Here is a 20015-nt window from a genome sequence, read left to right as displayed (position 1 = left end):
GTCCGCCGTCAAGCAGGATCGTTTCTCCTTTGTAGCCATCCGGCACGTCGAGCGCTTCCTGTGTGAGAAGCAGCTTGGCGCCGCTGTCCTGCAGAATGTAGCTGATCCGCTCTTGTGGGTAGTCGGGGTCAATCGGCACAAATGCCGCGCCCGCTTTTAAGACGCCGAGTACGCCCGCGGCCATTTCCAAGGACGGTTTCGTTAAAATGCCGACACGTTCGTCAGCCGTGACGCCGCAGTCCATGAGAATGCGCGCGATCCGGTTCGCCCTTGCGTTCAGCTCACCGTACGTCCATTTCGCGCCGTTATATGCCGCGGCCGGCCGGTTCGCGTGGCGGGCGGCCGTTTCTTCAAAGAGACGGTGAACCGTTTTGTCCCGCGGCACAGAAATTGTTTTCCTTTCCATGCGTCAAGGAGGGCTTGTTTTTCTGTTTCATTCACCAATGAAAGCTCAGAAAGCTTCGCAGCCGGATTTTCCGTTGCGGCTTTTAACAGCTGAAGCCAGTAATGCTTCCACGTCTCTGCCGTTTCCGGTTTAAACAGCGCGGTGTTATATTCAAGCACAAACGTTAAGCCTTCGCCTGTGTCCTCAGCCGTCATCGTCAGGTCAAACTTGGCTGTTTTTCTGTCAAACGGATGGTGCTTCAGCTCGATTCCTTCCATGACCAGATCTTCAGCATTTGCATTTTGCATTGAGAATACCGCATCAAACAGCGGATTTCGGCTCGTATCACGCTGCACCTCAACCTTTTGCAGAAGGTCTTCAAGCGGATAATCCTGCGCGTCAAATGCATGTAAAGCGGTTTGTTTCACTTCTTTAAGATAGTCCGTGAACGTTTTGTCCGCTTCCGGATACGTACGAAGCGCGAGTGTATTCACAAAAACACCGATGACGTTTGCGAGATCCGCATGTGACCGTCCCGCAACCGGCGAGCCGACAATGATGTCATGCTGTCCGCTCAGTTTTGAGAGAAAGGCGCTGTACGACGCCAGCAGCACCATGTACATGGTAGAATCCGTTTGTTTCGCAAGACTGCGAAGAGCCGACGTCTGTTCCTCAGTCAGAGAAAAGACCAGCTTGTCTCCTTCAAAGGTTTGCACGGCCGGACGGCTGTAATCAGCCGGCAGCGTCAATACCGGAAGCTCGCCGTCAAGCTCCCGAAGCCAATGCTCCTCCTGCTTGCGGTACTGCTCTGATTGAATAAATTTCTGCTGCCATACCGCATAGTCTTTATAATGAATCCGCAGCGGCTCAAGCGTTTCGCCGCCATACAAGCGGGACAGTTCATCTATCAGCACGCCGACTGAAGCGCCGTCCGAAATGATATGGTGCATATCAAACAGCAGCAGGTGGTCATGTTCAGCCAGCTTGACCAGTCCCGTTCTGACGAGAGGAAGCTGATCCAGACGGAACGGCCGGATAAAGCTCTGAATAATCTGTTCAGCATCTTCTTCAGAGGCTTCATAATATTCCATGTCGATATCAGCTTCCGCCCATATACGCTGAACCGTTTCTCCATCCTTTATGTCAAATGTCGTTCTGAAGGCTTCATGGCGTTCTGTCAGCTGTTTCATGACGGATTTCAGCTTTTCTGCATCAAGCTTTCCTTTTAAGCGGAGCACAGACGGCATGTTATAGCTTGTTTCAGCGCCTTCCAGCTGCTGAAGCACGAACATCCGCTTCTGCGGTGAAGAAACCGGATACGTTTCCCGCTCGGCCGCCGGTACGATGCTTTCAGCCGTCTTCCGCTCAGCGCCTTCAATCAGCTGCGCCAGCCCCGCAGCCGTCGGAGAAGTGAACAGATCCTTTAATGTAAGCTGCACGCCGAATGTCTTCTGGATGAGAGCAAGCAGTTTCATTCCCGCTAACGAATGGCCTCCGATCTCAAAGAACTGATCATGGACGCCGACCCGTTCCATTTGCAGCACCTCAGCCCAAATATCCGCCAGTTTTTGTTCTGTTTCATTGCGCGGCGCCGTATATGACACGGCATTCGCTGCGGTCACATCCGGCATCGGCAGCGCCCGTCTGTCGATTTTTCCGTTCCCTGTAAGAGGCAGTTCATCCAATTGAATAAAGACGGACGGAATCATATAAGCCGGAAGATCCTTCGCCGTATGCTCCCTCAGCTCCCGGGAAGAGATTTCCCTGAGGCCGACAAAATACGCGCAAAGAAGTTTGTCACCCGCGCCTTGATCCACAGCGAGCACAATGCATTCCTGAATCTGGTCATGGCTTTGAAGCTGATGCTCAATTTCGCCAAGCTCAATCCGCTGACCGCGGATTTTCACCTGATGGTCGATACGTCCGATAAACTCGATACCGCCATTCGGAAGCCATCTGGCCAAGTCGCCCGTTTTATACATCCGTTCACCTTCCTTAAACGGATGCTTTACAAATTTTCTTCCGTCAGTTCAGGACGGTTGTAGTAGCCTTCTACGAGACCTTCCCCGCTGACGCACAGCTCTCCCGCGATACCCGCCGGCTGAATGCGTCCGGCTGAGTTCATAATAAAGACTTCCGTATTGCTGACCGGTTTACCGATCGGAACGGAGAGCGTATCCTCTTCAATGACATCCACCGGATGGTATGTCGCAAACACCGTGCTTTCCGACGGGCCGTACATATGAAGCAGTCTTCCTTTTCCGACTGCCGCCAGCGCCTTTTTGACATGTTCTACAGACGCTCTTTCGCCCCCGAACATGATTTTCCGAAGCGTCGTCAGACAGGACGGCTCCATATCAACAAGCAGGTGGAACAGGGCCGTCGTAATCATCAGAATGCTGACGTTCTCCCGTTTGATCACACGGGACAGGCGCGACATGTCCAGCACCGTATCTTTCGGGACGATCACAAGCTTTGCACCGTTTAACAGCGAACCGAACATATCAAACATAAAAGCGTCAAAGACGTAGTTTGACAGACCGAGCACTGTATCCTCTTCAGAAACGGTCAAATAGTTCGTGTTTTTACCGTCCGCAAAATGTTGGCATGTGTGACGATGTTTCCTTTCGGCGTTCCCGTCGTGCCTGATGTATAAGTGAGATTGGCAATCGTTTTGGAATCAAACGGCAATGCTGGATTGCGAGAGTCCTTTTCATAGCTCGCCTCATCATCAGCAAGCACAATGACGCCTTGAAAACCGGCCTTTTCCGCAAGCGGCTTGAGGCTTTGCTGAGTCAGGAGCACATTCGCCCCGCTGTCGCGGAAGAAATGCTGAATCCGCTGAACCGGATGCTCAGGATCAATCGGCACATAGGCGGACCCCGCTTTTAACACAGCCATAATGGAAACAATCATGTCCATTGACCGTTCACATAAAACAGCCGCGGTTTTCCCGCCGCCTCCGACCGAAAGAATATGCCGCGCAAGCCTGTTGGCGCGTTCATTCAGCTGCTGATACGACAGAGTTTCCCCTTCGAACTGAAGAGCCGTCCGGTCAGGGTTCTTTCGGGCCTGTTCTTCAAAGATCTGCACGATCGTTTGCTCTTTCGGGTATGCCGTGCGCTCCGGATTGAACCGCTGTAATTGGTTCAAAGCCTCCCGTTCAGAAAGCAGATCATATTCGCTGATTTTCGCATCCGGCTGAGCTGCCGCGCTCTCCAGCAGACGGACATAGTGCGCAAGCATGCGATCCGCAGTTGAGCGCTTAAACAGCTTCGTGCAATAATCCAAATCGAGCGCAATGCCTTCCGCTGTTTCCCGGGCCTGCATTGTCAGATCGAATTTAGCGATATTGAAGTTGGTTTCATGAAGAGACAGCGTCAGGTTGCCGATCTCCGGAATTCCGTCCGAAGCATTTTGCAGACTGAACATCGTGTCAAATATCGGATGCCTGCTCATGTCCCGGGGCACGTTCAGCTCCTCGGTCAGCCACTCAAACGGATAATCCTGATGGGAAAACGCGTCCAGCACCTGCTTGCGCACATGACCTAACAAGCCGGCAAATGTCTGATCCTGCTTCACGGAGCTTCGCAGCGCAAGCGTGTTGACAAACATCCCGATAAGCCCCTCGGTATCAGAGTGATTTCTTCCCGCTGACGGTGTTCCCACGATGATGTCTTCCTGTCCCGAATACTTAGAAAGCAGCGTATAGTATGCCGATAACAGCACCATGTAAAGAGTGGCTCCGTTTTTCTCGGCAAGCTTCTGCAGCCGTTCCCGCAGCATTTTCGGCAGCTTGACGGACACGCGGTCACCTTCAAAGCTTTGCACCTGCGGCCGCGGATAATCAGGGAGCAGCTGAAGCACCGGCAGTTCGCCGCTGAAGACTTCTTTCCAGTACGCCCGCTCCTTCTTGTAGCCTTCTTTCGCCCGTTCCGCCTGCCATACGGCATAATCTTTATATTGAATGCGCAAATCAGGCAGCTGATTTCCGCCGTAGATGTCAGCCAGTTCCTTGAGCATGATGGAAATAGACACCCCGTCAGAAATCAGGTGATGCATATCAAACAGCAGCATATGGCGATTGTGACCGAGCGTTTGCAGGCCGATTCTGAACAGCGGCGCCTCAGATAAATCAAAACGGCGCACAAAGTCCTTCATGACCTGTTCATCCGTTCTTCCGCGCGCTTCGATCATTTCAATATGAAACGGAACATGTTCGTGAATCACCTGTCTCGGCGTGCCGTCCTCTGATTGAAACGATGTTCTGAGCGCTTCATGCCTGCTGATTAAGGCAGAAAATGCACGCTCAAGCTTTTCACGGGCTAAAGCGCCCTCAATCATGGCCGCAGCCGGCATGTTATATCCGACTCCCGCGTCTTCAAATTGGCTCGCGATATAAGTCCGCTGCTGAGCGAGCGAAAGCGGATAGCTCGCCTGCTTCTCAGCCGGCTCAATCGCACTGAATGCCTGTCCTTCGTTTCGTTTTTCCGCATAATCGGCAAGCGCCGCAATCGTCGGATGCTCAAACAAGTATTGCAGCGGAATTTCAACGCCCATTTGCTTATGAATTTTCGTCAGAAGCGTCATCGCCTTTAATGAATGACCGCCTGACTCGAAGAAATGATCATAAATGCCCGCCTTATCCATTCCGAGGACTTCCTTCCAGATGACGGTGAGCGTTTCCTCCGTTTCATTTCTCGGCGCGGCATATTCGGATGAGCTGACAGCCTGCACATCAAGCGCAAACAGCTTTTTGCGGTCCGCCTTACCGCTCGGCGTGAGCGGAATTTCGTCCGTTTTTGTAAAGTAAGCGGGCACCATGTAATCTGGAAGGTGCTTGGACACATACTCCCTGTACTCGGCAGGGTGAAACTCGGTTCCTTTTTCCTGAACGATATATGCGCAAACATCTAAGCTGCCCTGCTGATCCGGCCGTGCCAGCACGACGGCCTGCGCCGCGCCCGGAGCTTTTCTGAGCACCGTTTCAATTTCTCCCAGCTCAATACGGTAGCCGCGGACTTTCACCTGATCATCTTCACGGCCGATATATTCGATCGTCCCGTCCGGCAGCCAGCGCGCCATATCACCCGTGCGGTACATGCGGCCGCTTCCGTTAAACGGATCTTGCAAAAACTTCTCTGCGGTCAAATCCGGAAGATTTAAATAGCCGCGGCCTACACCGTCACCCGCGATATACAGCTCACCGGCCGTGCCGTCGGGCTGAAGCCGCTGGTGCTTATCCAATATATACAGACGGGCGTTGCCGAGCGGTTTTCCGATCGGAACGTACGCCGCCTGTTGATTCATTCCGTTATCGGCTGACACCTGATGCACGGACGCATCTACGCACGTTTCTGTCGGCCCGTAGACATTCGTCAGACGCGGCGCCCTGCCCGATTGATGAAAGAGGTTCATCAGCTGTTCAGCAACAGCGGCGGACAGGCCCTCTCCCCCAATGAGCATGTGGCGCAATTCAATTCCGCTGACATCTCCCGCCGCAACCATCATCTGCAGATGCGCAGGGGTTCCGTCAGTGGCTTCAATCCGGTTTTGACGATAATAGTCCAGCAGTGCCGAGCCATTCGTTACAGTCGTTTTCGGCACGATATAAAGCGTCTGTCCCAAAAGAAGCGAGGCAAAAATCTGTTTGACGGACGCATCAAAATGAAACGGAGCCAAAAGCGCCATTCTTAATGTCTGCTCACCGCATTGATAAATCTCCTGCTGCAGTGATTGCACCAGATGATGAACTTGCCGGTGCTCAATCATCACGCCTTTCGGCCGCCCGGTTGTACCTGACGTGTAGATGATGTAAGCCAGCCGGTCTGATTGTGTGCTGACACCGTCCGCAGCCGTTTCAAACTGAACAGCCTCGTCAAAATCAATCGGTTCGGCATCCGATACAGGCGCCTGTATTCCGGCCTCCGTCAAAACAGCCTTCGCTCCGCTGTCCTCCAAAATGTACTGAATCCGATCCGCGGGAAAATCAGGATCTATCGGCACATAGGCGCCGCCCGCTTTCAAAATTCCCAATATTGCCGCAATGACACGCTCAGAACGGCCAAGCAGCACCGCGACAGGAGTATCGGCTGATATCCCGGCTTTAAGAAGGCGTCCGGCAATTCGGCCTGACTGTTCATGCAATGTGCGATAGGACAATGTTCGGCCTTCATACACAACCGCCGGTTTGTCAGACAGTGACTTCACCTTCTCTTCAAACAGCCCCGGTATCGTCATCTCCCCGCGGTAATTCACCGGATTGCCGGAGGCCCGTGTCAGCAGCCGCTCTTTCTCGGATTCAGAAAGAAGAGTAAGCTCATCAATTATGCGATCAGGAGATGAAATCGCATCTTCAATCAGCGTGATCAAACGTTCAGAAACAGATACAATCTCCTCTCCCTTGAATATGTCGCTGCGATAGTCAAAATCAATCGTCAATTTCCCAGTGTCCCATCGTTCCTTCACATGAATCGAAATATCATTTGTACCGCTTCCGCTGAAAATAGGGTCTGTCAGGAAGGACAGATTCTCTTTTTTCTGCCACTGCATCACCTGGTACTCCAGAGATACCGTAAACAATCTGCTCAGCGAACTTTTCGAAGCGCGCAAATCATTGACAAGCAGGTTATACGGATACTTTTGGTGGCGGAGAATTTTCATCAGATCCTTCATCCGGCCTTTAACGAATTCCAAGAACGACTGTCCTCCGTCAACGCTTGTCCGCACAGGCACCGTAGATACGAACATCCCGAGCATCTGCTTTTCTTTCGCATTCGTCCGGTTTCCCATAAACGTACCTGTGACAACGTCATCCCGGCCGGTCACTTTGTAGAGATAAGTGATCAGAGCTGACTGGAACAGAGATAGTACGCTGACTTTATGCTCCTCGCAGAATGAATGAATGCGGCCATATAAGTCGTGAGGAATTTCTTGAGAAAACCGTTTCGCATCAAGACCCGCATCTGCCTGGCTCCGTTTCAGGGACACAAGCTCCGGCACGGTCTCAAACTGCCCGTTCCAAAAATCCCGATCCTTTTTAAACCGCTTCGACTGCACATATTCCTGCTCAGTCAGCACATGCTCGATAAAGGAAGGAATCTCCGTCTGTTCCTCACTTGATCCGCCCGAAAGCTCCAAATAAATATCAGTAATCGCATTGCCCAGAATCGTCATGGAAATCCCGTCTGAAATAACGTGATGCACATTAACGTAGAACCAGACCTCATTTTCGCTGATGGTATACACGGAAAAACGGAATAAATCCTGATCATATAATGCCAGAGGCTTGCTTGCCTCGTCACGTCCCCATTTTGACAGCTCTTCCGCAGAGCAGCCGGCTTGCCTGATGTCTGTATGTTCGATAGTCAGCGGACGGTATTCGCTCACATATTGAACGGGCTCCCCCTCATCATCAAGCCGCAGACGGATTCTCATCGACTCATACCGCCGGACGAATTCCTGTATCGCTTTCTCAACGTAATGAGCCTGTACGCCGTCATCAGAAATGAGTTTCCCAAACCCGGCAAGATTTGAAATACTTGTGTTCGGATAGAATTTTTCTGTATACCAGATACGTTTTTGAGCATTTGTTAAAGGATAAAAAGTTATTTCCATATGTGTGCGCCTCCCCTTTTTAAGATAAAATTGTCAATTCTCCCTTAGAAACAGCCTCCCTCAATGTCCCTAACTCATTATCAAGCCAAAAGAACCACTTACCTCCAAAACGATCCCGATTCAATCACCGCCGAAATCCGCAATCCACTCACCCGCACAGTCCGAAATGCGGCTCAAATTTATGAGAAATCAAGACAAGAATCCAATGTTTGTAAGCAACAGGGTTTACCTATTTCTTCATGAATTACTATATATCTACTTACGTTCACTTTATATGAAATTATTGTTTTTATCACCGAAAAATGGGTGAAAAGTTTCATTCGGCACACCGAAAAAAATTCCGACAATTCCAGAGGGTATTTTGCGGCATCCCGCAATTTATTTTTAAAAATATTATTTATGTAAAATTAAAAATCTTTAAACTATAGTATAAATCTTTCGAATATCCAGTTATGGCAGAATGAAAATAGTTTTCATATATGAGCTGATGGGGAAAAAACAGCGCAAGAACCGAAACAGGAGATTTAATCGTTCGCAATATGATTTCATTAAACCGCAAAAAAAGCACTCTATTTTACATAGAGCGCTTCAAAAAGATTCCTTTATTGCAGTTTTATCAATGTTGATTAATTCCATATATTCTTTTCCCCACTTATACATGGCGTCCAAAATCGGCATAAGGGTCTCTCCTTGCTCCGTTAATGAGTACTCCACTTTCGGAGGGACGACAGGGTAAACTTCCCTGTGAACGATCAGATCCTGCTCCAGCTCCCTGAGCTGATTCACAAGAATTTTGTGCGTAATATCCGGAATTAAAGCTTTCAGCTCATTAAAACGCTTTGTCCCTTCTTTTCCCAGGTGCCACATAATCAGCATTTTCCACTTCCCGCCTATCACGGCAAGCGTCAATTCCTTTTCGCAATTAAACGTTTTCTTATCCATTCGGCTCACGGGCCATTCTCCTTCCTCTTACTTTTTGTACGTTCATCATCTATTCATACACGCTTACTTTTTTACACAACTTTCATCAGTTTATACTACCACGCAGTTTTGCTGAAACAAAGCGCATTGCCTGCGGGGACAGTATCCTCAAAGTAACTATTAGACTTCAAAGTGCGTACTTCTCAACATGCGGGGCACTCTATAGAATGTAAATACATGAAAAAGAGGAGTGGATATAAAGTGGAATTACAGCTGGCATTAGACTTAGTGAATATCCCGGAAGCAATTGAACTTGTGAAAGAGGTCGAACAATATATAGATGTTGTAGAAATCGGCACTCCCGTTGTCATTAATGAAGGCCTGAAAGCCGTACAGGAAATGAAATCAGCCTTTCCTCACTTGAAAGTGCTTGCCGATCTTAAAATCATGGATGCAGGCGGCTACGAGATCATGAAAGCGGCAGAAGCGGGCGCCGACATCATCACCGTTTTAGGAGCGACAGACGACTCAACGATCAAAGGGGCGGTTGCCGAAGCAAAAAAACAGCAGAAAAAAATTCTCGTCGACATGATTAACGTAAAAAACCTTGAAACACGGGCAAAAGAAATTGACCAACTCGGTGTTGATTATATTTGTGTTCACACAGGTTATGATCTTCAAGCAGAAGGAAAGAATTCATTCGAGGAACTGACGGCGATTAAAAAAGCGGTCAAGAGCGCTAAAACCGCAATTGCCGGGGGCATTAAACTTGATACGCTTCCTGAAGCCATCAAACAAAACCCAGATTTAATCATTGTCGGCGGAGGCATTACGGGAGCTGACAATAAAGCGGATGCTGCTGCTAAAATGAAACAGCTGATCTCACAAGGATCATGAAAACGACTGAATACTTACATGAAATACTAAATGAAATATCCCGCACCGCAGCATTAATAGCCGACAGTGAAGCTGACAAGCTTGCAGATCAGATTTTATCGGCAGATCAAATCTTCACGTCCGGAGCGGGGCGTTCCGGCTTTATGGCTAAAGCGTTCGCCATGAGGATGATGCACATCGGCCTGAACGCTTACATCGTCGGTGAGACGCTTACCCCTCCCCTCCAAGAAGGCGGTCTCGTCATCATCGGCTCAGGCTCAGGCGAAACAAAAAGTCTGCTTCATACGGCTGAAAAAGCCAAAAGCCTTAACGGCATCATCACTGCATTAACGATTAACCCCGATTCAAGTCTCGGCAAACTTGCTGATCTTACGATAACGATTCCCGGCTCTCCTAAGGAAGAGACCGGCGGAGACAGAAAGACGATTCAGCCGATGGGTTCTTTATTCGAACAAACTCTTCTGCTGTTTTACGATGCGGTTATTCTAAAAATCATGGAGAAAAAAGAATTGAATTCAGCAGACATGTTTACAAAGCATGCGAATCTGGAATGATTTGCTGACGGCCTTCTTATCAGATGGCCGTCTTTTTATCGTCTTGTTGCGCACGGTCATGCAGGCCAAGATTTTCGGGTCGGACACTCGCAGACGAAGATATCCTGCCGGTGAGCTTATCGCTATAATAAGTCAATTGACGATACGGCCGCAACCGTTCATTTCTGAATAGGGGAACGGCAAAAAACACTTTCTGATCGGATATTTAATGAATAAAATTGATTTGTACGGATGGTTCTACAGATATTCAGCTGAATTGCGGCTGAGAAATATATTTTAACAGCTTTACAGCCGGCCGATTCTGCTTTATTCTTGGACCAGCTTTACAGCAATTTAAAACTGGAGGTGATTGATACTCTTGAAAACATTAAAAGCACTGCTGCTTGTTCTTATCATCATTGCCGGAGCAGTCGCGGCCCTGATCAAGGGTGATCTTTTCTCAGATAACGAGCAGACCGTTCAGAAGAGTGATTACGACAAAGTAATCCTATTTCCGTCCGATCGATATCCGGAAACAGCAAAGCATATTAAGGACGCGATAAAAGAAGGACATTCCAGCATATGCACCATTGACAGAGACGGAGTACATAAGCGGCGGGAGCAATCTCTTAAACATGTGCCTGTCAAAACGGGATACGATAGGGATGAATGGCCGATGGCGGTTTGTAAACAGGGCGGAAACAATGCCTCCGTAGAATATATTTCTCCGGCAGACAACCGCGGAGCCGGCTCTTGGGTCGGACACCAGCTTACCAATGATCCCGACGGAACGAGAGTATTATTTAAAATCAAGTAAAAAAACAGGAGGAACAGCGCATTGAATAAATCATGGAAACCGCAAGAACTGGCCATTTCTTATCATCAATTTACAATCTTCCAAAAAGATTCAGAACCGCCTGTTATCGATTGGACCGATGAAGCCATTGAAAAAGGATATGCGGAAGCTGACGGAGCTGTTTCATTTGAAGCAAGGAGAAATACGAGGGCATTTATCGTCCTCAGGCTTAACACAAGTGAACCGGTACTATCCTATGAGAAAAAAGCGACTGTTCCCTTTGAGGCTGTAAAAGATGGAATTGAGATTGAAAGCGTGATGTCAAAGCGGCTTTTCTTTAATATTCCGAAAGGCCGATACAGCCTTACCTGTTATTCAGTGCCTGCCGAAATATCCGATCTTCATGCGGATACGTATATTATTGATGCAGACGCAATGTAAAAGAAATCCCTGAGAGAATCATATTTCTCTCAGGGAACTTTCCTATAAACTTTTACCGTTTGTTTCAATTACATTCTGGTACCAATAAAAACTTTTTTCCTGATCCGTTTCAAATCCTTTTCATCTTCTTTATCTCGATTGATTATACACAAAACCGTAGCGTTTTTGATAGCCGTTCAGCCAGCTTAACAGATCCGTGAATGACCAGCTGCAGCAGCCGATGAGATGAACTCCGTCACTAATAGCCACTCTGCACTGTTCACCCATACTGAAGGTCCTTTACCGTCTTATTCCAAGCTCCTTCAACCTGATAGGCAGACGAAGCTGCCCCCCATAGAAATGTATCAGGGAACAGACCCTGTTTTTTATGTACCATGTGTTTCATCCTCCTGATGCGTATGATATTGATATCACACGTTATGAAACTCATTTCAGAGCAATCCCGATAAAAACAAAAAAGCATCCGGCTTGCCGGATGCTTAAGAATGATGATGCCGCTTTTCCAATTTATGAGGCGGAGGCTTCGGGACAAAGCCATTTTGTTTCATCATATTAAAGCGCCTGTCCATATGCTGTTTAATATGTTCTGCTTTTTCTTTCGGCAGGACCCCGTACTCAACATATTTGGATATGACATGTTTGCGTTTTTCGAGCACTTCTTTTTCAAGTGATTCAATTTCTTTTTTCTGCTGTTCCGTGAGTGACATTGTTGAAGGCATTTTTGTTTCGGCGTGTGCCGGCATTGTGAAAACCATTGCTGTAATGAAAAACGCAGCTAAAGACAATGCAGCTTTTTTCATGACTCTTTCCTCCTTTAACGTTTGTTATATGTTGCTCCCTCATCCATTTTTTATGCAAAAAAAAGAGCGAAATTATTCGCTCTTTTCAATCGATTCGTCCGGCAGCGCGTATGTGACATACGTTCCCGCTACAAAATCGTGGATTGACCGTTTGTCTTCTCTCATTCCGACCATGAATGCGCTCACGATCACACCGATTCCAAACGTCACGCCATATATCAGGCCGCCCACAAGCACTCTCAAAATCATAGTAAGAAAGCCTACCTGAGTTCCGTCTTTTTTGACGATGCGGATACCGCAGATCTTTTTGCCGATAACATAGCCGTTCCAGTATACAGGGAGCAAAATACCATAAAGAGTCAAAATGATGCTGATCATTGCGCTCTCATTCGGGTCTTTTCCTGTTGCCAGCATAAAAATAATCGCCAAAGGCACTGAAGTAATTAAATAGTCGAGTACAACGGCTCCCAATCTGATCCAAAATCCCGCCGGTCTGTAAATATTCATCATGTTTCCCCTCGCTATGGCTTCAAAATCACTTTAATGTTGCCATCTTCTTTTTTGTCAAATATATCATATGCAGCAGGAGCTTCCGCAAGACTCATTTTGTGTGTAATGATATCTGTCGGATCAATTTCATTTTGTTCGATCATTTGATACAGCCTCGGCATCAGATGAATAACGGGTGCCTGGCCCATTTTTAAAGAAACGTTGCGTGTGAAAAAATCGCCGAGCGGAAAGCCGTCCGCTTCAGAAATGTATGCGCCCGTGAGCTGCACGGTTCCGAACTTCTTAACGGCTTCTGATGCTGTAAGAATCGGGCTGATCGTTCCGAACTGATTCGGTTTTTGCTCTGCTTTTTCTTTTGAAAGCGGCGTGCCGTCCATTCCGACACAATCAATCACTACATCCGCGCCCCCTGACGTTTGTTCGTGCAGCAGTTTCCCGATCTCATCATGTTCTGAAAAATTGAAGGTCTCTGCTCCGTTTATGCGTCTCGCATGTTCAAGGCGATGCGGGACTTGATCAACTGCGATAACCCGTTTAGCTCCTTTTTTCCACGCGAATTTTTGCGCCATTAAGCCGATCGGACCTGATCCCAGAATAACGACTGTATCTCCTTTTTTCACTCCGCTGTGCTGGACGCTCCAAAAGGCGGTCGGCATGACATCTGACAGAAGCAGCACCTGCTCATCTTCAAGCTCACTGTCTGCCGGAACCAGAAAAGAAGAGAAATCAGCGTAAGGAACACGTAAATATTCAGCCTGCCCGCCGGGGTAATTTCCGTTAAACTCCGAAAAACCGAATAAACCGCCGGCATCTGTATGAGGATTTGGATTTGATTCATCACACTGGCTTTCCATCTGATGCTTGCAATAATGACATTCTCCGCAGCCGATGTTAAAAGGAATCACGACCCGGTCGCCTTTTTTCAGCTTTTTGACTTGACTGCCCGTTTCTTCCACGATTCCCATCGGCTCATGCCCGACAATATAACCCGGATCGGCGGGTATTCCGTTTTTATATAAATGAAGGTCTGAACCGCATATCCCGGTTGCGGTAATTCGAACGATGACATCTCTCTCATCTTGAATGGCGGGTGCCGGGACTTCTTTCACTTCCATATGTTCTTTTCCTTGGTATGTCAATGCTTTCACACTTGGTCAGCTCCTTTTTCATCACTCCTTCCCTTTTCACCTGCTTCTAAACTTGGCCGGTATGTTATTCGGCCCGCTGAATATCCCATTGAAAAGGATCTTCAAGCTGCGACCAGTCGGAATCGAACTCAGACGGCGTGAGCAGGCACTGATCCAATTCCTTTGTAATGGCTGCTTCATCTAAATCTGTTCCGATAAACACCAGGTTCGTATGACGATCTCCGAATTGGTCGTCCCAATCTTCCAGAATCTCCGGTTCCTGCTGTTTGATCTGCTCCTGCTCAAGTTTCGGCATTGCCGCCACCCAATAAGAAACAGGCTCAATCGAAACCGCCGGACCCGCCTGAGACATCAGCAGCGCAAGGCTGTTGCGGGTTGCGCACCAAACAATTCCTTTTGCGCGCACAATGTTGTCAGGCATTGATTGATGCAGCCAGCTGTCAAAACGAACGGTATGAAACGGCAGACGCCGCGAGTACACAAACGAAGTGATGCCGTACTCTTCCGTTTCCGGAGTGTGCGCTTCATGACCTGCCGTCAGTTCCTTTATCCACCCTGCTGATGAACTCGCTTCCTCAAACTCAAATAAACCGGTATTCAATATGCATTCGGCGGGCACTTCTCCGCGGACGGACCGGATCAGTCTGGCACGGGGCTGTAATGCGCAAAGAACCGTTTCCAGCTGTTCAAGCTCTTTTTCGCCCACCATGTCGCATTTATTTAAAATGAGCACATCACAAAACTCTATTTGGTCAATTAATAAGTCGGCAATCACCCGTTCATCCTCTTCTCCCGCCGCTTCCTTCCGGTCAAGAAGGGTGTCACCGGACTGGAAATCATGCCAGAAGCGGTTTGCATCCACCACGGTCACCATTGTGTCCAGCCTGCAGAATGTTGTCAGATCAATGCCCATTTCTTCATCTATATAAGAGAATGTCTGGGCAACGGGAATCGGTTCGCTGATCCCTGTTGATTCAATGACAATATAATCAAACATGCCGTCTTTCGCGAGTTTCTCAACTTCGACTAATAAATCTTCACGCAGCGTGCAGCAGATACAGCCGTTGGATAATTCCACGAGTTTCTCATCCGTCCTTGACAAACCGCCTCCCTGCTTCACCAAGCCCGCGTCTATATTTACTTCGCTCATGTCATTGACGATGACGGCAATTTTTAAACCGTTGCGGTTTTGTAGAATATGATTCAAAACGGTCGTCTTTCCGGCACCAAGATAGCCGCTCAATACTGTAACCGGAATTTTTTTCATATCAATAGCCCCCTAACAAAATAGAATGATTACGATTTATATCCCGCAACTCCCTTATTATCACGATGTACATGGTTACAAATCGTAATCGTTACTATTTATTTTGATATATTCTCCGTTAAAAATCAAGTAAAAGTCAGACATCATACATTGTTTGTCCCCATCCATTGGTCTGACACGCAAAACGTCAACGATTTAATTGGTGAAGCCTTCGATCCGGACTGTAAAATGCCCGGTTTTAAGATGTGTGCGGTACGAATCAGCCCTATCTAATTTTTCATAAAATTTTTAGATTTTTTCGTATTTTTTGTTACATTTCATAACATGCATCTTAAATATTTGTTTTTGCTGTGCTACGCTGAAAAAAACAAAGATAGGAGCGGATCATCTGATGGGAAAAAAACAGCTAGTCCTTGTTGGAAATGGAATGGCCGGGGTAAGAGCGATTGAAGAAATACTGCGTGTTTCAAAAGACGAATTTGAGATTACAATATTCGGGGCCGAACCTCATCCCAACTATAACCGAATCCTTCTGTCAAAAGTGCTGCAAGGCGATACCGACATTCAAGACATTACGTTAAACGATTGGAACTGGTACAAAGAAAACAACATTCAGCTGTACACCGGTGAAACAGTCATCAAAGTTGACACGGAAAACAAAACCGTCATCACCGATGCAGACAGAATCCAGCCTTACGATGAACTCATCCTGGCGACAGGCTCTGTCCCTTTTATCCTTCCGATTCCGGGCGCAGACAAACAAGGCGTCACGGCATTCCGAGACATAAAAGATACCGACACGATGCTCGCCGCGTCAAAACAATATAAAAAAGCAGCCGTCATCGGCGGAGGACTGCTGGGTTTGGAAGCCGCGCGCGGACTGCTGAATCTCGGCATGGACGTGTCTGTCATCCACCTCGCCCCATTCCTGATGGAGCGCCAGCTTGACGCAGCGGCGGGACGCCTGCTGCAAAACGAGTTAGAAAAACAAGGCATGACCTTTTTCCTTGAAAAACAAACCGAAGAAATTCTCGGTACTGACCGTGTCGAAGGCGTACGCTTCAAAGACGGCACAAGCATCAAAGCTGACCTGGTCGTCATGGCTGTCGGCATCCGCCCGAATACACAGCTTGGCACAGAAAGCGGCATCCCGGTAAACCGCGGAATCATTGTTAACGATTATATGCAGACTGAAATTCCGCACATTTATGCGGTCGGTGAATGTGCCGAGCACCGCGGAATCGCATACGGTCTTGTGGCGCCGCTCTATGAACAGGCAAAAGTGCTGGCCAAGCATATTTGCGGCATTGAAACAAAACCGTACGAAGGCTCCGTTCTCTCCACTCAATTAAAGGTATCAGGCGTCGAGGTGTTCTCTGCCGGCGACTTTGATGAATCAGAGGACAAAAAGGCGATTAAAGTGTTCGATGAACAGGACGGCATTTATAAAAAAATTGTCCTGAGGGGCAATCAAATTGTCGGCGCTGTTTTGTTCGGAGACAGCAGCGAAGGCAACCGCCTGTTTTCTATGATTCAAAAAGAAGCAGATATCTCTGAAACCTCCAAAATATCAATCTTACAGCCTCTTGATCAGGAAGCAGGCGCAAGCATGACCGCGGCGATGAGCGACGATGAAATCATCTGCGGCTGCAACGGCGTTTCAAAAGGCGCGATTATTCAAGCCATTCAGGAAAAAGGCTGCACATCAACGGACGAAATCAAAGCATGCACCGGGGCATCCCGTTCCTGCGGAGGCTGTAAACCGCTCGTAGAAGACATTCTTCAATATACACTGGGCTCAGAATTTGACGCATCCGCGCAAAAAGAAGCGATTTGCGGCTGCACCTCACTGTCGAGAGATGAAGTCGTAGAAGAAATCAAAGCCAAAGGGCTCTCACATACAAGAGAAATCATGAACGTGCTCGGCTGGAAAACGCCGGAAGGCTGCTCCAAATGCCGCCCTGCCCTCAACTACTACTTAGGCATGATTAATCCGGCTACATACGAGGATGACAGAACATCCCGTTTTGTGAACGAACGGATGCACGCCAATATTCAAAAGGACGGAACATACTCAGTCGTTCCCCGGATGTACGGGGGCGTAACCAACTCTCAAGATCTCCGCAAGATCGCCGATGTCGTCGACAAATATGAGATCCCGCTCGTTAAAATGACCGGCGGCCAGCGAATTGATCTCATCGGCGTAAAAAAAGAAGATCTGCCGAAAGTATGGGCCGAGCTTGATATGCCGTCAGGCTATGCGTACGGAAAAACACTCCGCACGGTAAAAACGTGCGTAGGCGAACAATTCTGCCGCTTCGGCACGCAAGACTCCATGGCACTGGGTATTGCGCTTGAGAAAAAATTCGAAGGGCTCAATACGCCTCATAAGGTCAAAATGGCCGTGTCCGCCTGCCCGCGGAACTGTGCGGAATCAGGCATTAAGGACCTTGGCGTTGTCGGCATCGACGGGGGCTGGGAGCTTTATGTCGGCGGAAACGGCGGAACCCATTTGCGCGCCGGTGATTTGCTGATGAAAGTAAAAACGAATGAAGAAGTCTTAGAATACGCGGGTGCTTACCTTCAGTACTACAGAGAAACGGCAAACTATCTGGAGCGGACATCCGCATGGCTTGAGCGCGTCGGTTTATCTCATGTCCAATCCGTATTAAACGATCCGGAAAAACGGCAGGAGCTCAACGACAGAATGAATGAGACACTCTCTGTCCACAAAGATCCGTGGCAATACTTCCTTGAAGATAAAAAAGCATCTAAAGATCTATTCGAAAATGTCGTCACGACTTCATAAAACAGTAAGGGGGAAGGGACATGGTTAATAAAGATATGACAAAGGTTTGCATAGGCAGAGTAAACGAATTACCCGAGGAGTTAGGAAAAACCGTATATATAGAAGATAAAGAGCTTGCCGTATTTAAGCTTTCTGACGGGAACATCCGTGCCGTCGAAAACCGCTGTCCCCATAAAGGGGGCGTCCTGGCTGAAGGCATCGTCAGCGGAGAATACGTCTTCTGCCCGATGCATGACTGGAAAATTTCCTTAGAAGACGGAAAAGTCCAAGAGCCGGACCATGGCTGTGTCAAAACATACGAAACACTGATCGAAGGAGAGAATGTATACATCCTGTATTGATCAAAGACCGGATCACTTTTTCAAGTGGTCCTTCATTTTTTAAATTGCTGAAGGGATGACGCCATCATGAAAAACGGAATCGTATACTTTGTCGGTGCCGGACCAGGAGACCCGGGGCTGATCACCGTAAAAGGAAAACAGGCTCTGGAGAAAGCGGATATCATTTTGTATGACCGGCTCGCAAACCCAAAGTTTCTAGAATACGCCTCACCTGACTGCCGGTTCATTTATTGCGGAAAGCTGCCCGACCGCCATTTTATGAAACAGTCTGAGATAAATGCCCTGCTGATTGAAAAAGCGGCGGAGGGCTACACCGTCGTCCGCTTGAAAGGCGGAGACCCAAGTGTGTTCGGCAGGGTCGGCGAAGAGGCAGAGGCGCTTCATCAGCACGGCATCCGCTACGAAATGGTGCCCGGCATCACCTCGGGAATCGCAGCGCCGCTGTATGCGGGAGTCCCCGTCACCCATCGTGATTTCACTTCGTCCTTCGCGATGATCACCGCTCATGATACATCATTGCACGGCAGGCCGAATCTCGACTGGGAAGGGCTTGCCCGAAGCGTTCAAACGCTTGTGTTTTACATGGGCGTAAAAAATCTGTCATTTATATGCCGGCAGCTTATGGAGTACGGAAAATCCCCTTCCGTTCCCGTACTCGTCATTCAATGGGGGACGTGGGGGCGGCAGCGGAGTGTTAAAGGAACGCTTCAGGATATCCATGACAAAGTTCAAAGCCAAAACATCACCAATCCTGCCATTATCGTCATTGGTGATATTGTCAATTTTCAAACACACAGCTGGTTTGAAAGCAAACCGTTCATCGGACGGCATATCATGGTGGTCACTCATGGCGATGATGAACATACATTGACAGACAAGCTGCGCGAGTATGGCGCCGATGTTATTGAATGGCCGAAGCGGATCGTTAAAAAAATGCCCGCAAACGAAAACATCCTGAAACAGATCAGCACCTTTGAACAACTATTTTTCACATCACGCCTTGCGGTATGCGAATTCTTTGACACACTGGCTTTCAAGCAGATCGACATCCGCCGGGTGACCGCAAGCCTGAATGCAGCGACTGAAGCCGCAAAGACGGAACTGACAAAACGGGGCTTTCTCCTATCCGAATGGCAAAATGATTCTCCGCACTCGCTCATTGTAGGAAGCCGTCAAGCAGCAGAAAACTTGTCAGACTCAAAATCATGCCCGTTTTATATCACCCATGAACATATCGCGGATGAGCGGTTCACTTCCATGATCGGACGCACGATCAGTGAGTCTCCTCTGCAAATGATTATCTGTACGGGCAAAGAATCCGCTCAGCATTTGATCAGCGCCGGAAAACAAATCGGCATATCACCGAATCCGTCAGGAAACCGCCCTCCCGTCATCTGCATGGGCGAAGACGTCCCCGCCGGCTGCGGGTTTACCGCCGTGAAAAATCAGAAACAGTTATTTGCGTTTATACGAAATGAAATGAAAGACATGCTCGTTCACAGCTGATACGCCGGAATGCTTTTCTGACCCCCAGGCTCAGCATCGGGGGT

13 protein-coding genes and 3 pseudogenes are annotated in these 20015 nt (G+C 48.3%); 8 read left to right on the top strand and 8 right to left on the bottom strand.

Features of this window, described 5'->3' with window-relative positions:
• A pseudogene (gene srfAA / locus D368_RS14105) lies at positions 1 to 8002 on the bottom strand (surfactin non-ribosomal peptide synthetase SrfAA); the annotation flags it as partial.
• Positions 8003 to 8590: 588 nt separating this feature from the next.
• Positions 8591 to 8953, bottom strand: coding sequence for a transcriptional activator HxlR (hxlR, locus tag D368_RS14100; RefSeq protein ID WP_016936795.1), 363 nt, complete (start codon positions 8951 to 8953; stop codon positions 8591 to 8593).
• A gap of 231 nt (positions 8954 to 9184) precedes the next feature.
• Between hxlR and hxlA the strand changes: the two genes are divergently transcribed.
• From hxlA to comJ, 4 genes are all read left to right on the top strand, one after another.
• Positions 9185 to 9820 (top strand): 3-hexulose-6-phosphate synthase, encoded by a 636-nt coding sequence (hxlA, locus tag D368_RS14095; RefSeq protein WP_014304319.1) that lies wholly within the window; start codon positions 9185 to 9187, stop codon positions 9818 to 9820.
• Positions 9817 to 10374, top strand: coding sequence for a 6-phospho-3-hexuloisomerase (hxlB, locus tag D368_RS14090; RefSeq protein WP_077721772.1), 558 nt, complete (start codon positions 9817 to 9819; stop codon positions 10372 to 10374). The genes hxlA and hxlB overlap by 4 nt, the downstream gene beginning before the upstream one ends.
• A 358-nt stretch (positions 10375 to 10732) precedes the next feature.
• Positions 10733 to 11170: a NucA/NucB deoxyribonuclease domain-containing protein gene (locus D368_RS14085; RefSeq protein WP_003156588.1), complete on the top strand. Its 438-nt coding sequence runs from the start codon at positions 10733 to 10735 to the stop codon at positions 11168 to 11170.
• Positions 11171 to 11191: 21 nt separating this feature from the next.
• A complete protein-coding gene (gene comJ / locus D368_RS14080; RefSeq protein ID WP_043866822.1) occupies positions 11192 to 11590 on the top strand; it encodes a competence protein ComJ in 399 nt (132 codons plus the stop codon).
• Positions 11591 to 11632: 42 nt separating this feature from the next.
• Here the strand turns inward: comJ and D368_RS14075 are convergent.
• The 6 genes and pseudogenes from D368_RS14075 to D368_RS14050 form a co-directional block, all read right to left on the bottom strand.
• Positions 11633 to 11851, bottom strand: a pseudogene (locus tag D368_RS14075) (family 1 glycosylhydrolase); the annotation flags it as partial.
• Positions 11850 to 11966, bottom strand: coding sequence for a family 1 glycosylhydrolase (locus D368_RS20235; protein WP_194298544.1), 117 nt, complete (start codon positions 11964 to 11966; stop codon positions 11850 to 11852). The pseudogene D368_RS14075 and the gene D368_RS20235, both read right to left, overlap by 2 nt.
• A 103-nt stretch (positions 11967 to 12069) precedes the next feature.
• Positions 12070 to 12345, bottom strand: a complete 276-nt coding sequence (locus D368_RS14065) for a YckD family protein (RefSeq protein WP_369719109.1) — start codon at positions 12343 to 12345, stop codon at positions 12070 to 12072.
• Between the two features lie 117 nt (positions 12346 to 12462).
• Complete coding sequence (locus tag D368_RS14060) at positions 12463 to 12897, bottom strand: RDD family protein (protein WP_021494203.1); 435 nt, start codon at positions 12895 to 12897, stop codon at positions 12463 to 12465.
• Between the two features lie 14 nt (positions 12898 to 12911).
• Positions 12912 to 14048, bottom strand: a complete 1137-nt coding sequence (locus tag D368_RS14055; RefSeq protein WP_063174920.1) for a zinc-dependent alcohol dehydrogenase — start codon at positions 14046 to 14048, stop codon at positions 12912 to 12914.
• 64 nt (positions 14049 to 14112) lie between these two features.
• Positions 14113 to 15315 (bottom strand): GTP-binding protein, encoded by a 1203-nt coding sequence (locus tag D368_RS14050; RefSeq protein WP_128574912.1) that lies wholly within the window; start codon positions 15313 to 15315, stop codon positions 14113 to 14115.
• 144 nt (positions 15316 to 15459) lie between these two features.
• Between D368_RS14050 and D368_RS14045 the strand changes: the two are divergent.
• The 4 genes and pseudogenes from D368_RS14045 to cobA form a co-directional block, all read left to right on the top strand.
• Positions 15460 to 15588 (top strand): annotated as a pseudogene (locus D368_RS14045) (hypothetical protein); the annotation flags it as partial.
• 118 nt (positions 15589 to 15706) lie between these two features.
• Positions 15707 to 18124 carry an NADPH-nitrite reductase gene (nasD, locus tag D368_RS14040; protein WP_071392148.1) on the top strand — a complete coding sequence of 806 codons (2418 nt, stop codon included), beginning with the start codon at positions 15707 to 15709 and terminating at the stop codon, positions 18122 to 18124.
• Between the two features lie 20 nt (positions 18125 to 18144).
• Positions 18145 to 18465: a nitrite reductase small subunit NirD gene (gene nirD / locus D368_RS14035; RefSeq protein ID WP_070081341.1), complete on the top strand. Its 321-nt coding sequence runs from the start codon at positions 18145 to 18147 to the stop codon at positions 18463 to 18465.
• 66 nt (positions 18466 to 18531) lie between these two features.
• The gene (cobA, locus tag D368_RS14030) at positions 18532 to 19971 is read left to right on the top strand and encodes a uroporphyrinogen-III C-methyltransferase (protein WP_128574911.1); all 1440 of its coding nucleotides are present in this window, start codon (positions 18532 to 18534) and stop codon (positions 19969 to 19971) included.
• Positions 19972 to 20015 lie beyond the last annotated feature (44 nt).

Origin of the sequence: Paenibacillus lentimorbus NRRL B-30488, from assembly GCF_000411595.1 — a bacterium.
GTDB lineage: Bacteria > Bacillota > Bacilli > Bacillales > Bacillaceae > Bacillus > Bacillus velezensis.
This window is presented reverse-complemented; position numbering and strand designations above follow the sequence as displayed.